14 protein-coding genes and 3 pseudogenes are annotated in these 17,929 nt (G+C 31.6%); 15 read left to right on the forward strand and 2 right to left on the reverse strand.

Annotation, left to right across the window (positions count from 1 at the left end; translation table 11 throughout):
- Positions 1–256 precede the first annotated feature (256 nt).
- The 7 genes and pseudogenes from AC3WVA_RS20815 to AC3WVA_RS20845 all read left to right on the forward strand — a co-directional run.
- Positions 257–994 carry a lipoprotein BA_5634 family protein gene (locus AC3WVA_RS20815; RefSeq protein WP_098131279.1) on the forward strand — a complete coding sequence of 246 codons (738 nt, stop codon included), beginning with the start codon at positions 257–259 and terminating at the stop codon, positions 992–994.
- Positions 995–1,020: 26 nt separating this feature from the next.
- Positions 1,021–1,728: an ABC transporter ATP-binding protein gene (locus AC3WVA_RS20820; RefSeq protein WP_098131280.1), complete on the forward strand. Its 708-nt coding sequence runs from the start codon at positions 1,021–1,023 to the stop codon at positions 1,726–1,728.
- Between the two features lie 2 nt (positions 1,729–1,730).
- Positions 1,731–3,713: an ABC transporter permease gene (locus AC3WVA_RS20825; RefSeq protein WP_492322146.1), complete on the forward strand. Its 1,983-nt coding sequence runs from the start codon at positions 1,731–1,733 to the stop codon at positions 3,711–3,713.
- Positions 3,714–3,792: 79 nt separating this feature from the next.
- The gene (locus AC3WVA_RS20830) at positions 3,793–4,491 is read left to right on the forward strand and encodes a response regulator transcription factor (protein WP_097841374.1); all 699 of its coding nucleotides are present in this window, start codon (positions 3,793–3,795) and stop codon (positions 4,489–4,491) included.
- 8 nt (positions 4,492–4,499) lie between these two features.
- A complete protein-coding gene (locus tag AC3WVA_RS20835; protein WP_195756635.1) occupies positions 4,500–5,735 on the forward strand; it encodes a HAMP domain-containing sensor histidine kinase in 1,236 nt (411 codons plus the stop codon).
- Between the two features lie 48 nt (positions 5,736–5,783).
- Positions 5,784–6,590, forward strand: a pseudogene (locus AC3WVA_RS20840) (hypothetical protein).
- A 235-nt stretch (positions 6,591–6,825) separates the two neighbouring features.
- Positions 6,826–7,260: pseudogene (locus tag AC3WVA_RS20845) on the forward strand (fibronectin type III domain-containing protein); the annotation flags it as partial.
- Positions 7,261–7,495: 235 nt separating this feature from the next.
- On the opposite strand, the gene AC3WVA_RS20850 reads toward AC3WVA_RS20845, so the two are convergent.
- Positions 7,496–7,942, reverse strand: coding sequence for a GNAT family N-acetyltransferase (locus tag AC3WVA_RS20850; protein ID WP_097841376.1), 447 nt, complete (start codon positions 7,940–7,942; stop codon positions 7,496–7,498).
- Between the two features lie 445 nt (positions 7,943–8,387).
- Between AC3WVA_RS20850 and AC3WVA_RS20855 the strand changes: the two genes are divergently transcribed.
- From AC3WVA_RS20855 to AC3WVA_RS20875, 5 genes are all read left to right on the forward strand, one after another.
- Positions 8,388–10,349, forward strand: coding sequence for a M6 family metalloprotease domain-containing protein (locus AC3WVA_RS20855; protein WP_492322147.1), 1,962 nt, complete (start codon positions 8,388–8,390; stop codon positions 10,347–10,349).
- A 481-nt stretch (positions 10,350–10,830) separates the two neighbouring features.
- On the forward strand, positions 10,831–11,223 hold the full coding sequence (locus AC3WVA_RS20860) for a GntR family transcriptional regulator (protein WP_098096823.1): 393 nt from the start codon (positions 10,831–10,833) through the stop codon (positions 11,221–11,223).
- Complete coding sequence (locus AC3WVA_RS20865; protein WP_492322148.1) at positions 11,208–11,906, forward strand: ATP-binding cassette domain-containing protein; 699 nt, start codon at positions 11,208–11,210, stop codon at positions 11,904–11,906. The genes AC3WVA_RS20860 and AC3WVA_RS20865 overlap by 16 nt, the downstream gene beginning before the upstream one ends.
- Positions 11,903–12,697, forward strand: coding sequence for an ABC transporter permease (locus AC3WVA_RS20870; RefSeq protein ID WP_492322149.1), 795 nt, complete (start codon positions 11,903–11,905; stop codon positions 12,695–12,697). The genes AC3WVA_RS20865 and AC3WVA_RS20870 overlap by 4 nt, the downstream gene beginning before the upstream one ends.
- Positions 12,698–12,736: 39 nt before the next feature.
- Positions 12,737–13,471: a Bax inhibitor-1/YccA family protein gene (locus AC3WVA_RS20875; RefSeq protein ID WP_492322150.1), complete on the forward strand. Its 735-nt coding sequence runs from the start codon at positions 12,737–12,739 to the stop codon at positions 13,469–13,471.
- Between the two features lie 851 nt (positions 13,472–14,322).
- On the opposite strand, the pseudogene AC3WVA_RS20880 reads toward AC3WVA_RS20875, so the two are convergent.
- Positions 14,323–14,944 (reverse strand): annotated as a pseudogene (locus AC3WVA_RS20880) (transposase); the annotation flags it as partial.
- Between the two features lie 562 nt (positions 14,945–15,506).
- Here AC3WVA_RS20880 and AC3WVA_RS20885 point away from each other — a divergent pair.
- The 3 genes from AC3WVA_RS20885 to AC3WVA_RS20895 are packed head-to-tail and all read left to right on the forward strand — an operon-like array spanning position 15,507 to position 17,681.
- Positions 15,507–16,316, forward strand: a complete 810-nt coding sequence (locus AC3WVA_RS20885) for a TrmB family transcriptional regulator (protein ID WP_492322151.1) — start codon at positions 15,507–15,509, stop codon at positions 16,314–16,316.
- A gap of 12 nt (positions 16,317–16,328) precedes the next feature.
- Positions 16,329–16,952, forward strand: coding sequence for a LysE family transporter (locus AC3WVA_RS20890; RefSeq protein WP_429604143.1), 624 nt, complete (start codon positions 16,329–16,331; stop codon positions 16,950–16,952).
- Between the two features lie 15 nt (positions 16,953–16,967).
- Complete coding sequence (locus tag AC3WVA_RS20895; RefSeq protein ID WP_429604144.1) at positions 16,968–17,681, forward strand: alanyl-tRNA editing protein; 714 nt, start codon at positions 16,968–16,970, stop codon at positions 17,679–17,681.
- The last annotated feature ends 248 nt before the right edge of the window (positions 17,682–17,929 follow it).

Here is a 17,929-nt window from a genome sequence, read left to right on the forward strand (position 1 = left end):
AAGTTTGTAAAAAATCCACTGAAATAATCGTGTCATTTTTATCTTTTTTCGACAGTATCTCCTATCTATTTACTAGCGCTATCCCACCATTAAACAAATTAAGTGGGGAGTCTTCGGACATAAAATATAAACTATGTGACTTCTAATCTTACAAAATTGTAAGATTAGAAGTCACATAGTTAGATAGAAGTCATTAACTTATGAAAAAATTTCATCTATAATCCAGATATAAATCATTTATGAAAGGAGTATTTTAATGAAAAAAATTATAAGTTATGCGGTGGTTATTGCCATTTTTATGGGGATAGGATTAGGAGTAAAACGTTATGTGCAAGGTCCAGGACAACCAGTCGATGGAATTCTAGTTAGTGGTACTGCAGCTGATGTAGAAAAAGTCAAAAAAGAATTTAAAGACGATATAAAGCAATCTATAGACTATAAAGTTAAGTACGTCGCTACAATAAGAAAGACCCAATTATCAAAAGAAGATAAGAAACAAAATGATACAAATGAAGAATTTGAAATCAATACTACAGAATATGCAGTTATCAATAGTTCTACCGCGGTAAAATTATTTAATAAGGGACTTCTAAGAGCTAGAAAAGATCCGAATTCAGCGTCTACTATTTCTGAGATGGTGAGAGATAAAAATAAAGTATCTAGTGATCAGAATCTATTATTTTCTTATGCGGGTGATAATCCTACGGTTGATAATTTTGAAAATAACCAGTTGAATTTGAACGGTAAGATGGTACCTGCCCAGCATGTTAAGCAGCAAATTTGGATTGGGTATGACCCCATGAACCTTGTTATTCTAAAAGACCAAGACTATAATGCAATTTCTGAATCAGAGTCAATAATGAAATTAATTCAATTTAAAAAACGTGATTTTGATTATAAAAACAAACCAGAAGTAAACAAAGTTTTACAAGATATTGATAAGGTCTCACCGAATAATCAGCATAAAATAAACTTTGTAGAGGTACAAGACTAATTTAAAATGAAAATAAGGTGATATGAATGGAAATCGTAAGAATAGAGGATGTCGTCAAAAGTTATGGTGAAGGTAATAGTAGGGTAGATGCTTTGAAGGGCATAAACCTTACAATACATCAGGGAGAATTTGTTTCAATAGTAGGAGCTTCTGGATCAGGTAAAAGTACATTGTTGCATATTTTGGGAGGATTAGACCGCCCAAGTTCAGGAAAAGTATTTATTGGAGAGAATAATATTTATAAATATCCAGATAATGAACTTTCGATATTTAGAAGAAGAAAAGTTGGCTTTATATTTCAGTTCTTTAATTTAATTCCTGTATTGAATGTGCAGGAGAATATAGCTTTACCCACTTTACTGGATAATGAACCTATAGATAATTCTTATATGGACGAAATTATTGAAATTCTGGGACTTCATGAAAGAAGAAATCATTTACCATCAGAATTATCAGGAGGTCAGCAACAACGGGTTTCGATTGGGAGAGCACTTATAAATCGACCGCATTTGATTTTAGCTGATGAGCCTACAGGGAATCTTGATACTCAAAATACAAAAGAAGTCATGGATTTATTAAGATTGACGGCAAAAAAATATAATCAAACTATTGTATTGATTACTCATGATTTAAAAATTGCATCAACTTCTGACCGTATTATTACAATTGAAGATGGCCAAATCATTTCCGATCAGTGGCTAGCCACAAATAAGCCTAAGACGGGAGGAAACTAATTTTGATTGGTAACTATAAACAATTAAGTAGGAGATACTTAAAGGGGAATATGAAACGTACAATTTTAACTTTGATCGGAATCATACTCTCTGTAGCGTTAATTTCTACAATCGGCCTATTTATGAAGGGAACTCAGATTTCTCAAATTGAGAATACGAAAAAGAGGCTAGGGTATTCTTTTCATGCTGTTGTATTAAATTACGATGAATCGATATTGAAAAAAATTAAATATAACCCGCAAATTGAATCGTTTGGTTTAATGTCACAAGGAGAAACAGTCCAAGTCGGAGAGGCTGCTGTACAAATGAATTTTGCTGATGAAAACGCCTTGGAGTTTTTAAAACACAGTGTTATTAAGGGGAGATTGCCATCTAATGATCAAGAAGTTGCTATTGATCCATGGGTATTACCTTATATAAAAGATAATATCCAAATAGGTGATTCATTCGAATTAAATGAAAAAAAATACAAATTGGTAGGTTTTCTAAGTGATAGTGTATATACACAGGAAAATAAAGTAGGACGGTTACTAACCTATAAGAGTAAGTTTAGCACTGGGGAAGGAAAAATATTAGTCGGAATTAGCCCGGAAGCAAATTTTAATGAGGTTTTAGAGGGAATCAAGACTATTTCCGGAGAGAATAATATTAATATAAGTGAAGAATTAATTCAATTAGAGAAACCAGGTTACAATAATTCGATTATGGCCACGCTAATTATTACTATCAGTATTGTTGTGATAGCGACAGTTGTTGTGATTTACAACGCTTTTCAAATTAGTGTCGTGGAACGGACGAGACAGTTTGGATTGTTGAGAAGCATCGGTGCAACACGAAAGCAAATTAGACAAATCGTGCTGAGAGAAGCTACTTTTCTGGCTGTTATCGCTATACCATTAGGAATTATATGCAGCTTAATAGCACTTGCATCTCTTCAATTCACTTTTTCACTTTTAATGGAAAATAGTAAAGGAGTCTCCATATTCCATGTTGATTGGAAGATTTTATTGATTAGTTCAATTATTACCTTCCTCTCTGTAATAGCGTCAAGTTTGTACCCAGCTTATTTTGCAGGAAAAATTTCCCCATTGTTAGCAATCAGCAGTAGGTTGTCAATTAAAAAGGAACAAATCAAAAAACAAAAGAATTACATATTGAGAAAACCTGTATCTTTTCCTTTGAACATGGCTATGAAAAATGTGAAGCGCAATAAAAATCGTTATACCATTACAATTTTATCAATCATTATAAGTAGTGTGTTATTTATTACTTTTTCGTATTTAATGAATGTTGCATTTGCATCTAAATCTTTTGATAAGTTATCTGTTACATCGGATATTACAATTAAGCTAGCGGATAATAATTCAGATCATTTAGCTGAAAGTGAACAAGTTTTGCGTCAATTGAAATCACTTGGAAATATATCTAATGTAAACGAAAAGAAGAATAGATTTGAAACTAAATTAAAGGATGTAACTCAATCTTCTGCGACAGTTAAGGAAATAGAAAACACGATTGGAAAAAGATATTCCATTGCAATTGTAAATAATTATCAAGAAAATAAGACTAAAAAAGAAGAAAAACTTACTTTACAAGTACTTGCATATAGTTTTATCATAGTCATTTCTTTAATTAGTAGCGTTAATATCCTCAATACTATAACTATAAGTATCATGACTAGACGAAAAGAATTGGCTGCTTTGAAATCCATTGGTATGTCACAAAAAGATTTGAAAAAAATGATTACCTATGAAGCTCTGATTTACGGTTTTTCTGGAAGTTTACAAGGAATCTTTTTTGGTTGTATATTGTCTTATATTTTATATTTAGCTATTTCTGATAAGTTGAAAATGGCATGGACGATTCCTTATGAGGCTTGTATCATTACGTTTGTTTCAGCTTTAATAATTAGTTATTTATCAGTCTTAAATCCATTGAAAAAAATTAAACAAGATAATATTATTGATACTATCAGAGAAGAATAATATTATAGGCCTGGCTAGATTATAGTCAGGCTATTGTAATTGAAGAATAAACTAGGGGAAGAAAAAGGAGAGGGCATACTTGAATAAAAAAATATTACTAGTTGAAGATGATGAAGCTCTTGGCCTAGCCATCGAATTTTCATTAAGAAATGAAGGTTATGAGGTAATTAGAGCGTGCAGTGTACAAGAAGCAAAATACCAGTTTGTTCACAATACATTTGATTTGTTCATCCTTGATATTGGTTTACCAGATGGTAATGGTTATGACTTATGTATATATTTTAAAGGACAAAATGAAAAATCAATTATTATTTTCTTAACTGCACTAGATGAGGAAGCAAATGTGGTAATGGGGCTAGATATAGGCGGAGATGATTATATAACCAAACCATTTCGGGTTAGGGAACTCATGGCTAGAGTGAAAGTACAATTGCGCAAACAAGCAACGCTTGAAACACCTCCTCAGATTTTAAGGTCTGAGAATATAAGAATCGATACGAATCTAGTCAAGGTCTATAAAGATTGTGAAAGTATTACATTGACGAATTTAGAATACAAGCTTCTATTGAATTTCATGATGAATGCTCACAAAGCTATTAAAAGAGATGAGCTCTTACTAAAAATAACGGAAGGAGATAATGTCTTTTTTGATGAAAATACGTTATCTGTATACATTAAGCGTTTAAGGGATAAAATTGAAGACAATCCTCAAAAACCGCAGTTTATCGTTACCGAAAGAGGATATGGTTATCGTTGGAGTAAGGATGTGATTGGGTGAGCAAAATAATGAAAAATACTGAAATAAAAAGCTATATGACGATACTAACCGTTCTTTTATCTTTATTTACGATTTACCAATTTATTACTCAGCAATTATTCTATGATCATTTAAAACGCGATTCTATTGCAACCTGGGGGGAAATCACCGCTAGATTGGTTGAGCAAAATCCTGAAAATGAATCCGAAATTATGACAGCCTTAACAAATCATTCGTCTCATTCAAGTGAATATCAGAAAAAAGGGACCGAAATCCTAAAACAGTATGGATTATATGAAGACTTGGAATCAAAATTTTTTCCTCACTTAAATAACTTAATTATTGATCACAATCAATTCATTATTTGGGGATTGATTGCTTTTGGGTTGTTGCTTTTTTTGGCAAACTACATGCAACAAAAAATTATTTTTAATAAAATTAGCCAGCTTACTAGGGCTGCAAAAAAAATAATCGAGGGAGATTACTCAGTTGTCATTAATGAAAATAAAGAAGGGGATTTCGCGAAACTGGCAATTTCATTTCGCTCAATGAAAGATATCATTAGAAAAAACATGCAGGATTTGCTTGAGGAAAAGCAATTTTTAGGAGAAATGTTGCAGGATATATCTCATCAGTTAAAAACACCGCTCTCAACTATTTCTATCTATAATGAAATGTTATTAAGTGAAAAACTATCACGTGAGCAAGAAGTTCAATTATTGCAAAATAATGATATTCAAATATCTAGAATGAATGTCTTGATTCAGAATTTGTTAAAAGTAGCAAAAATTGATGCAAAAGCTATTTCGTTTGATAAAGAGCCAGGTAATTTAGTAGATACGACTAAGGAAGTTCTAAATCGCTTGCAAAGCATGATAAGTGATAAGAATATATTGATTGATTGGCATGTACCGAGAGAAATAGTCGTTATTTATGACAAATTATGGATGCAGGAAGCTTTATTAAATCTGTTGAAGAATGCAATCGAACATTCTAAACACGGTGGTAAAATAATGATTCAGGCCAAAAATTCTCCAATTTATACAGAACTAGTGATCCAAGACTTTGGCGAGGGAATCTCAGCTGAAGAATTACCTCATATTTTTGAACGATTCTATAAATCAAGTAGTTCTAAAAAGCACGGCTCGACCGGAATTGGGTTGGCACTTGTCAAAGCTATTATTGAGGCACATCACGCCTTAATTACAGTTGAAAGTGAAAAAAATGTTTATACAAAATTTACAATTACTTTTATGAAATTGTAATAACAGTTGGGTATATATTTTAATCTTTTTCATATAAAGGGGTTTGTTATGTTTAATAGATTGATGTATTTTCTTTTGTCTGAGAAAGAAATAGTTGATACTGTGAAAAATTACAAGGAGGAAAAAATACACGTTTCCATAATAAAAGATTTTTTAGCGGATTTAATTTTAATAAGAACTTTTATATTTTTAATGTTTGTTCCAATATCAACTTTTGTTTTTTCAATTATAATTTATGGAGCTGTTTTCTTTTTATCTGGTATTAAGATTACTGTTTGGGGCATCACTATAATGTTATTGGTTCCAATAACATTACTTTTCTATATGAATATAACTAATACATCAATTATTATTACTGATTTAGTGAGGAAATTTTTATTAACCATAAAATATCTAAATCCATTTTACTCAATATTAAATAAACCTTGGATATTTATATTGGAGGTATTATTTGGTTTTTTATATGTCTTTGTACTATCTTTATTTTCTATTTGGATAGTATTACATTCATTAGAAATAGATTTCTCTGAATTTAGTTCGGAGGACAATCGAAGTTTCCAATTTTCAATTGTTATTTTGCATACAGCAATTTATTTGTTTATAAGAGTTCATGGCCAGTATTGTAAGACAACTAAGCAAAAAATTAAAAAGCTGAAAATGAAATTTTATTTATGATTTTGTTCTATGATTGCAAGTATTGTATATATATTTGAATCACTCTTTAATTATATGAATGGAATTCAAGCAATTTATTTTATATTTGTTTTAATGATTGCTTTAGAAAGAACAGTGACACATTATAAGAAATTTATAGATTTTTTAGAATCTGAAAATTTGTATGAAAAATATTTTTAGAGAGAAAAGTCTTTTGAAATACAAAAAGTTATACCTACTAAGTACTGGGCGAGTAAAAATACGCTATTCTTCCGCTTGAATCATATGAGTGAGCCCGAATGGTGATACATGAAAAAAAGACCTCCCGAATTCGCATACTAAGTGAACTGTATCCTATAAAATAGATGGTTAAAAAAACTGAAAAAATCAAGCACTTAAAAGCATGATATATTAGTCAAGTGAAAATTTTCACATAGAAGCACCAACACAACTTAAAGGATTACATAGTATGGGAACGACTGCATCAAGTGTTGATTTAATGTGGAGTCCATCTGACGATAATATTGGTGTAGACCATTACGATATTTATAGAGAAACAGAAGGATTAATGAAAAAGATTGCAACATCCACTACGACTTCTTATTTGGATAAAAACTTAGTTGCTAATACTACTTATAAATATGTAGTGAAGGCGGTTGATGTAGCTGGAAATGAATCTGTACAGAGTGATACATTCACAATTACTACAAAAACTGAAAACGCTCCATATGAAGCATGGGATGCAAAGAAAGCATATAAAAAGGGAGAAAGAGTTCTACACGAGGGAAAAGTGTATGAAGCAGTCCAGAATTATCAAGGAAATGGGGATCCAAACTGGATTTATGCTTTATCATTATGGAAAACAGTGTAAGCTTTACCTGAATATAAACTAAGAGATAATTGGCTTTGATGTAATAAGAAAACTTTGAGAAATCACTTTGCTCTTTATAAAAAAGACGACGTATTCAGCGTCGTCTTTTTTTATCTATTATATGTTTTAGGATGTTACTAGGTAAAATGAAGTATAAATCATTTCCTATCTACATTGCTATACTATTGAACTGTTTTTTTATAAGTCCAAAAGTCAACGTGGAGATTGCAAGTACTCATAAAGGATATTTAGCTAACTGTTCACCCCAAGGTGATAAATCAGTCTCAATAAATCCTGCTTTTTTATATACAAATTTAGCTGTAAGGTTTTCAGGAGCATATCCAATCATGATTAAAGAAATATTTGTGTGATTATTACGTTTTATTTCATCAATAACTAGATATATAGCTTGTTTACCTATACCTTTTCCTTGAAATCTTTTATCAATCATAAGTCTATAAATCCAATAATTATTATCATCAGGATCAATCCCAAACATAGTAAATCCTATCATTTTTTCATCAAGATAAATACCTTTTGCATAGAAATTATCTAAAAATTGAACTTCTGCGATTGAATAGAGGTTGGATGCAATAAATGTTTGTTGTTCTTCTTTAACAGACAGTTTAGTTGCTTCTTTCCAATTACTTTTGTCAATTGGCTTTAAATATAATTTCTTCAACTTTATACTCTCCTTCGATTATTGAAGAGGAACACGTAGTTTATAGGCTAGTGAAACGTTATCCTCTTGATTTTTTGCCCAATCAAATAAAAATATTTACTCATTGACAACGCCTCCTTAAAGGTACAATTAAAAACACGTTATTATATTCAATATAATTATATTCTTTCTCTATAAATTCTTTTCCTGTTGAATAAATCCTATTTCTTAAATACTCAATATTAATATAAGAGGGTTTTATATTTGAAAGTTACGTGAATTATTGGATAATCTTGAGAAAATATTAATTTAATTAAAAAATAACATTTTTTCAATTTCCTGTAATTATAATTAAAGGGTGTTCTGTTAGCCTTATACAGATGTATCCGTTGATTGATTCCATGTATGAATCTAGTTTGGCTATCAATAGAATATTCCACATACCATTGAAAAAGGGGGAAGGTTTATGCAAAGAATTTTTAAATTCCTGTTCATATCCGTTTTTTCTTTAATTTGTGTTTTGTATGTTGAAACGAACGCTTTTGCGGCACCAGCATACGATGGAGTTGTCAACATGAAGCAGCCGTCAGGCGAATCTTTTGAGGGCACATTACATGGTGATGAATGGTTCCATTGGATAAGTACAAAGGATGGTGACGTACTTTTACAAGATCAGAAGGGATATTGGAATTACGCTGAGCTTACATCAGATGAACTGAAATTGACGGGGAAAAAATATAAAATTGATAAGAAGCCTTCGATGGCGGTAAATGAGAACAATTTGAACAAATGGATAAAGAATTACAACCCTCAAGCAAAGAAAAAACAGGAGTACATGAATAAATTACAAATAGAAGCACCAAAAAATATAGATGGAACTGTCACTCCAGTTTTAGGAAATAAAAAATTACTTGTTTTGTTAATTGGGTTTACAGATGTTGATATTGCATATAACGATAACGATTGGAGTAATAAATTCTTTTCTACAAATCAAAAGTCAGTAAAGAATTATTATAATGAAGTAAGTAATGGAAAAGTACAAATCACTCCAACTTCCGAAACATATGGTACGCAAAATGATGGGGTAGTTAAAGTAAAATTAGACTACGCTCATCCGAGTACATCGGGAAAAAGTATGGGAACGGTTATAACAGATGCATTGGCTAAAGCGGATCCCCAAGTGAATTTTGCTAGTCTTGATACTAATAATGATCAAATCATTGACTCCAAAGATGGTTTCTACATTGTAACTGTTCTTGCTGGTAATGAACAGGCTAGTGGCGGTCCACTTCCAAATATTTGGGCACATCAGTCATATGCTCCTAATACAAATCACGATGGTGTTACAGTATCAGGCATGTATACAGCGCAAGGTGAAAAACAATATGGTCATATGGCGACAATTGGTATACCTGCTCATGAGTTAGGACATTCTTTTGGTCTTCCAGATCTATATGGTGACAATAACCGTGTGGGTAGTCTAAGTATAATGGGGAATGGGGCTTGGAATAGTCTGCCAGGAGAAGAGTATGGAACTACGCCAGATCATATGGATGCTTGGTCCAAGGTAAAACTAGGCTTTGTAACGCCAAATGTAGTAAATACCAGCAACAATTTTACTCTAAATGCGATCCCAAATAACTATAATGTGTTAAAGATTCCTTTAAAGGATAATACGTATTTTTTAGTTGAGAATCGCGCAAAGGTTGGGTATGATGCGAGCTTACCAACTAATTCTGGTGGTATTGCGGTTTGGCATATTGATGAATCCATGAATAATAATTCCAGTGATCCTCATCCTTTCATTGATATAGAACAATCCATCAGTGAATACCAAGACCCTTTCTATTACACGAATCAAAATCATGCTGCTACCTTTAGTCCAGACACCAATCCGAATAGTAATACCTACACGGGAGAAAAATCAGGAGTAACAATTACAACAACAAGTACAAGTAATTCTGCTATGAATGTAGCAGTCACAACAAAAGAAGTTAGTTTAATTCCGCAAACAAACTGGACACTAAAATATGTAGATAGCTATAATTGGTACAATTTAGGTACGTATGCCTTTGATGGAAACAAAGACACATTTTGGCATACAAATTGGAGCCCAGTAGCTCCAATGCCGCACGAGATTCAAATTGATTTAGGGGCAACCTATAACCTCTCTAAATTCAGCTACCTGCCAAGGCAAGATGGCCAAATAAACGGAACGATTAAGGATTATGAGTTTTACGTAAGTAGTGATGGAGTGAATTGGGGAACAGCTGTATCCATAGGTGCTTTTTCAAATAATACTAATTTGAAAGAAGTCAGCTTTGCAAACAAGACAGGTCGTTATATTAGACTACGTGCATTAAGCGAGGTAAACAATAATCCATGGACAAGTGCAGCTGAAATCAATGTATTTGGAGTGGCTCAATAGTATAATGGTGAGGGGATTTATTTAAATCATTGATAAGCTATTTCAGAAGGTTATCATACGCTGAGAGTTTCGTTCAGCCTTTGATAACCTTCTTATTTTGCTAATATATAAATAAACACAGATTGATAAAATTCACCTGCTTATCTTAGTTTAGCCTAAATGTAAAACTTGTTCCAATAGAATTAGGTGTAGGGAATGTAATAAAGCAATATCCTGATCATGATGATGTAGTAAATGATGCGATAGGTACCATCTTAACGTTAATAAGATAATATTAGGCTGATAGTGCTTCCATTTGAACCATACAACTTTTTAGTAATAGTCTTTAGTAAGTCCAAAATTAGAGATTACTTATAATTAACTTGAAATTTTTGTATCAGAACCTCAACTTCTATTTATTATAGTTTTTAAAATTACTATTTACATATAATTTACATTAGTGTACTATTTGTCTAGTACACTAATACAGAGGAGTAAAAAAATGAAAACTGAGTTTTCTCCTAATATCCCCATTTATGTTCAGGTAATGGAATACATCAAGAAAGAAATTGTAACAGGACGGTTGGCGCCAGGTGAAAAAATTCCTGCTGTACGTGAATTAGCGGGGGAATTACAAGTGAATCCAAATACAATTCAACGTACATTTCAAGAGCTAGAGCGGGAAGGTGTTGCTGAGACACGTAGAGGAACAGGAAGATTTGTAACAATGAATGAAGAAAAAATCAAAGAGCTACGCAAAGAAATGGCTAAAGAGTTGCTTGATAATTTTATAGATGGAATGAATAATTTAGGTTTTATGGAAGAGGAGATTCTCTCAATACTCCATTCTTCTTTGGAAAAGAAAAAGGAGGGGAATGAATGGAGGAACTATTGAAAATTGAAAATCTTTCGAAAGTATATGATTTAAAAACAGTGATTCAAGATGTAAGCTTAACAATATCAGAAGGGAAAATTATCGGTCTTGTTGGTGAAAATGGTAGTGGTAAAACAACATTATTAAAAATGATATCTGGTTTACGTTACCCTTCTAAAGGAAGTATTACAATTAAAGATAAAAAGGTGGGATTAGAAACGAAAAAAATCGTTTCATTTATGCCCGATAGTCCTGTTTTTGAAAAATGGATGACTGTAAAAGATGCCTTGTTGTTCTATCGAGATATGTATGCCGATTTTAACTTACAACAAGCAATAGAATTAATAGCTAACTTTAAAATCCCGCTAGAGGAGAATATAAGCATCTTAACAAAAGGGAAAACAGGGATATTGCAGCTAATATTAACCTTTTCAAGGAAAGCAAAGGTATATGTACTAGACGAGCCATTGGGTGGAATTGATCTTGTTTCTAGAAAGCATATATTAGATTTAATTCTTAACTTTTATTGTGAAGATAGTACCATTCTTATTTCGACTCATTTAATCGAGGAAATTGAAAATATATTTGATGAGGTAATCTTTTTAAAAGACGGGAGTATTGTATTGCATGAAAATGTAGAAGAAATTCGTTTTCATCATGGAAAAGCAGTACATGAGTTATTTAAGGAGGTTTTTGGGAAATGAATCCGCTTTTTCGTTATTTATTTAATTGTAATAGAAAAAAGATAGCCGTCTTTTATTTTGGATTTATTACTATTTCGTTACTTCTTTTATTTAATATGATGGGAATATCGAAGGTTACAAATCAGCTTACAAAGGATATAACATTAGGTATATTTATTTCAATAATAGGTAGCACTGCATTTTTACTGATTTTAATAGCTTTGCCTTCTTTCAATAAAATGCTAAAAAATACTATGATACGTTATACAGCCATCTCAGGAAAAAAGTATATATATGCAAATTTATTCTTTTTCACGTTAATGTTTATTCTTTTACTAGTAATAGGCTTAATTTTTCTATACTATTTCTCCCAGAGTACCTACGGTGGAAAAGTAGACGGGGGATACCAACAGGAGTTTCATGAGTTATATGCATATGGATTTATTCATCACATACTTTCTGTTTTATTATGGGGAATCGATTTCATGAGTATATTAATCTCCTGCTATTTCATCATGGTAATTACAAAGCTGATTCCTATAAAGTCATCAAAGGGTAAGATGGTTTTAACTGTTATTTTCTTTGCTTTATTTTTAACAATCCAAACATTTGTACTGGATTTATTAAGTAAATTAGAGAAATATGTAATCCCTATAAAGAGTACGGGATTTATAGATAAAAATGGTTTTATTGACACATCACTGTATCCTAGTGAAGGATTTACTATTTTAGATGTATGTTTTACTTGCTTATTCATAATTGTCCTAGCAGCTATTACAGGGCGTATGATTGATAAAAAATTAGAAATATAAAGATTCACTTTAAAGGTAGAGTGTATTTAGGAGGAACAAATGAGGACAACTAATCCAATATTAAAAAAAGAAAAATTTCATAAAGAGAAGACAAATGCTTCTATGATGACTATTGGTGGAACGATGGCCAAAACATTCATTTTGCTTATCTTACTTCTTACAGCGTCTGTCTATTCATACGTACAAATGACACAAGGGACAATGAAAATACCTGTGTTAATTGGAATTATAATAGTTACTCTAATTGTCGCATTTGTAGTTATATTCATTCCTCGCATATCACCAATTTGCGCACCGATTTACGCAGTATTACAGGGTATTTTATTAGGAAATATTTCAGCATATTATACAATGCGATTTGGTGATTCTATCGTTTTAACTGCCGTATTATTAACAATTTCGATTTTATTTGCCATGTTAGTGTTATACGCAGCGAGAATAGTAAAAGTGACTAAAAAGTTTCGTGCGGTTGTAACGGTTGCAACACTTGGAATTCTTATTATGTATTTTATTGTTTTCTTACTGGGCATCTTAGGGGTAACTGTTACATATATTCACCAAGGTGGGACAATTAGTATTATCATTAGTACGATTGTAATTATTGTTGCTGCATTAGATTTATTACTAGATTTCGATTCAATTGAAAATGGTGTTCATAGTGGAGCACCAAAGTATATGGAATGGTACAGCGCAGTAGGGCTTATGATGACATTAGTATGGTTATACTTGGAAATTCTTCGTCTTGTTTCTTATATTATGAAAAACAAAGACTAAAAAACATCCTGCATGGTTCAGACATGCAGGATGTTTTTGTATCTTATATTATCAATTGGATTTATATAGACAGTTACAAATGTATGAGTTCAGCCCACACTTATAAATATAATCTTCCTTTGTATTCAGTATGGGAGGGATTGGATATGCTGAAGAGCAGTACACTTTAGATGTTAGTTTATCCATACCAAATACTTAATCAGAGAATTTTGTTGCTCTAGCAGATATTGAATATGAAAATTTAACAGGTACATTTGTGAAAAGGGATAGACTTGGTCCAAGTATTGAATACTCACATACATATTGTCTATAGAGTTGATAAAAGTAATGATAAAAATAAAGGCAGTCGATAGTTAAGGAATTATATCTTACAATAATACCAGAGTTATTTAGAATATGTTCAAAGTTTTAAACAGTGTGTTGAAATTACATACCGTAAAAGGTGTTTATCGGGAATTTTATTTATAAAAAGAATGTATTTTTCAAAAGTTATGTAAAATATAATCATGTATCAAATAGTGAAAGTAGTAACTGATTTTATAGTGAAAAATGTTGAATTATCTACAGATATATTTCTTTTAGTACCCATTTTCTTGTCTCGATATATAGACAAGAAAATGGGTACTTTTTTAAACAAGGATACCAAAGTGGATACTTTGTAAAAGTAGCGAATACTAATTAAATGTGAACTTAAAATTTGATTCTCTATTGGGGTAGCACCACATCACTATTAAGCTAAGCTTATAAAAAGTCAACTTTAGGCGAGATTGTTTCTTTTTTCTAAAGAGCAAGTGTAGGTGATTGAAAGATTGGCATACGAAATAAACCCAAGCGGGTTTCACTTTTTTAAATTAAACGGCTTGATTATCAGACATGGTACAATTGTAGACGACACCTAATATATCAAAGACCGTTTTTTTCTTATATCGATGAGATTTCCGCCCGTTTTGCTGTAGAAGATTGAGCAGGAGAAGTAACACGTTTGATAGCTCTTGGGTATCTTTTTGTATAGTTTGGAATAGAAGAAAAAAATAGTCTTTAATCATATATATGACTTTATACTCACTAAGCTCTCGTTTTTTCTTCATGAGGCGCAATTGGCGCATTTGAAACATGGTAGAAGAACAGAGTAGAATGGGAATCAATTTACCATATAAATGGCACTCTAGGCGTTTTCTTTTTATATTTTTACATTCATCAATTCCAAAGAATGATTTCCATCGTTTCACCAGGGGTTAGACCAAACATCATTTGTTTCATATCAAGCTGGATATATTCAGTTTGCTTTTTTAATCTACTATTGTTAAAGTATTCTGGTTCAGGGTTCTTGATATAAATCCGTGTATTCAACTTCAACCGCGAGATATAGTAAGCCTCTTTATCATGAATAATTTGTAAGTCTCCTAAATCGAATTAACCAAGATCACGTAAACACAAATCGCCTGCCTCTACGGTTCCAAGGCAGGTGGTACCCAAGTTTGAAGAGATTGGTGAACACAGCCATTCTCAAATTCATGCAAGGCATCAGTAACGCATCTTCATTCAATATAAAGTATTCCCCATTAGAACAGATCAAACCATCGATATTTAAATCTCCGAAAGATACTTGTCGGCTTGTAATAAAGTTTGACCCGAAATATCTAGAAATCTGCATTTTACGTTAAATAGGAGGAATCCGTTTTGAAAAAAGTTAATCAAGATGGATTCCTCCTATTTAAAAAGTTTTCTGTTTTATAAAATATCCGATTAAAACCCACTTGAAATCACTTAATTTTACAGTGTAACTATCTTAACCATATTTTATATCCATGGAAAAGTTATATTTATTAAAAACATCAATAAAGCTTATGATTTTGGGAATAATTTATATATTATTTTTACTGGTGAGTTTCAAATGTATTCTAAGAAGCACTTTGTAATGGAGTAAATCATTTGTTGTTAATAGTGAGAATTCTATCTCAATATATTTTTATTGACTGCAATTTTCTTTTGAATTATAGTAGTAATACCTATCACAACTATTATGGGGGTTAACATGGAACATTTAATTAATACATTTGAAGAAATTGGTTTTTCAAAAAATGAAGCAAAAGTGTATATGACGTTACTGAAGGAACCATCTATAAATGGATATGAAATTAGCAAAAAAAGTGGTGTACCACGTTCAATGGTTTATGCAGTTATCTCAAAATTAGTAACTAAGGGAGCAATCACAGAGTTACGAACCGAACCGCCAACCTATATTCCATTGGCTGTAAAAAAGCTGATTATTAATCAAAAAAAGCAAACAGAGGAAACACTTAGCCTTTTAGAAAATGAATTACAAGCTATAGAAAAACCAGTGGAAGTTAATGTTATTAAGCATATTGAAGAGCGTATGCATATCATTAGTGCAATGCAAAAATTAATAGAGGAAGCAAATGAAGAAATTTGGTTATCCGCATGGGAGGAGGAATTAGGTGAATTACGTCCTTCTGCTGAATTACAACGAGAAAAGGGAATTCAAATATATTCATTGTTATTTACGGAGCAAGAAACACCATCTTTCGGGAATGCTTTTTATCATCGCCACTATGCCGGTGCTATTGAAGAACAGAGGATGGGGCAAAGATTAACAATTGTTATTCAGGATAATCAAGAAGTTTTAATAGCAAGCTTTATTAATGGTCAAATTCCACTTGCTATTCAAACTACTGATCCAATGTTGGTTTTACTAGCCAAGGAATATATTCGACACGATATGATGATGAAAGTTGTTGGAGATCATTTTGGTAAAGACCAGATTGATTCGTTATGGCAAGGTAATGACTTATTGACTTATATTGTTCAAAATGTGAAGAAATGAGGTTAGTTTATTATGTATGTAGAGGTTTTTTTTCTTGGGATACTAATTGCTTTATCACCAGGACCTGATTTTGTAATAGTTATGAAAAATAGTTTAGGCATAGGTAGAAAGCACGGTATAGCTACAGCACTAGGTATTGCCAGTGCATTAATTATTCATATAGCCTATACAGTTTTAGGCTTTACCATCATATTAGAAAAATGGCCAGTTATCTTTAACTTTATTAAGCTTTTAGGAGCCATCTATTTATTATGGTTAGGTTGGAAAGGTATTCGTTCGAAAGCAGAACCAGAAAGTTCTAATGAAATACATGTTGAACAAAGTTCAAAACGCTCTTTAGGTCAGGGATTCCGTGAAGGATTTTTGTGTAATCTATTAAATCCCAAAGCTCCATTATTCTTTTTAAGTGTATTTTCACAATTCATTGGAACTAACACACCAAATTGGGTGCGTTGGATATATGGTGGTGAAATTATAATTGTAGTGGGAATTTGGTTTACTTTATTAGCGATATTAATTTCAAATAATTACTTTAAAAAAATCTATCAAAAAAATATGCATTGGTTTGATCGTGGCTTAGGAATTATCTTAATTATATTTGCGTTTACTATTGGAATTACTGCATTTTCAATCTAAAAGGAGTTAAATAAAATGACAATATTACTATATGAAGAGAATAGTTATTTAAAAGAATGCGATGCAGAAATTATATCAATTGATGGAAGATTTATTGTATTAAATCAAACCATTTTTTATCCAGGTGGTGGTGGACAACCTTGTGACTTTGGGAAAATTCAGCAAGGAAACGAAATATATGAAGTATTAAAAGTAAAAAAAGTAGAAAATGAAATCATACATGAACTTGATCGTCCACTACTCGATTCACAACAAGGAGTTACACTACAAATCGATTGGGATTGGCGTTTTCAAAATATGCGTTATCATACATTATTACATGTAATTTCAGGGTATTTATATAAACATTACAATGCTTTAGCTACTAGTAGTCAAATCGAAAGGGATCATGCAAGATTAGAGTTAGCGTTTTCACCAGAAATTATAGAAGATATACCCTTTGAGGAACTAGAACAATCTTTAAAGAATTTATTAACGATATCGCATGATGTTTACACGAAAATAATTGATAGAGAAGAAGCAGAGCAAAGAGATGGAATCATTAAAACAGTTATCAGCTTACTTCCATCATCGCTTAATAAAATTCGACTCGTTCAAATAAATGACATTGATGAACAGGCTTGTGGAGGAACGCACGTTAACAACACAACTGAAATCGGGAATTTTTCAATCCTTAAAATCCAAAATAAAGGTGCTAAGAAAAAAAGGATTAAAATTGAACTTCACTAAGATGAACTTCTGATTTCGTTACAATTTGAATTATAATATTTAGACATAATGTAACGGATTATATTTTCGCTTAAATTATTGTCAAATTTATTATTACATTAACCAATCCAAAGCTACTTGATACCCCAAAATTTCTCGTTTTGGGGTATTTGCTTTTCTTAGGTTGATGGGTATGTGGCTGTACCCCATTGCCATCAACCTAAGCTTTTGAGATATCCCCCATAACGAAATTTTCACCTTTTACAGTT

This window comes from Bacillus sp. EB106-04-02-XG92 (assembly GCF_058791995.1).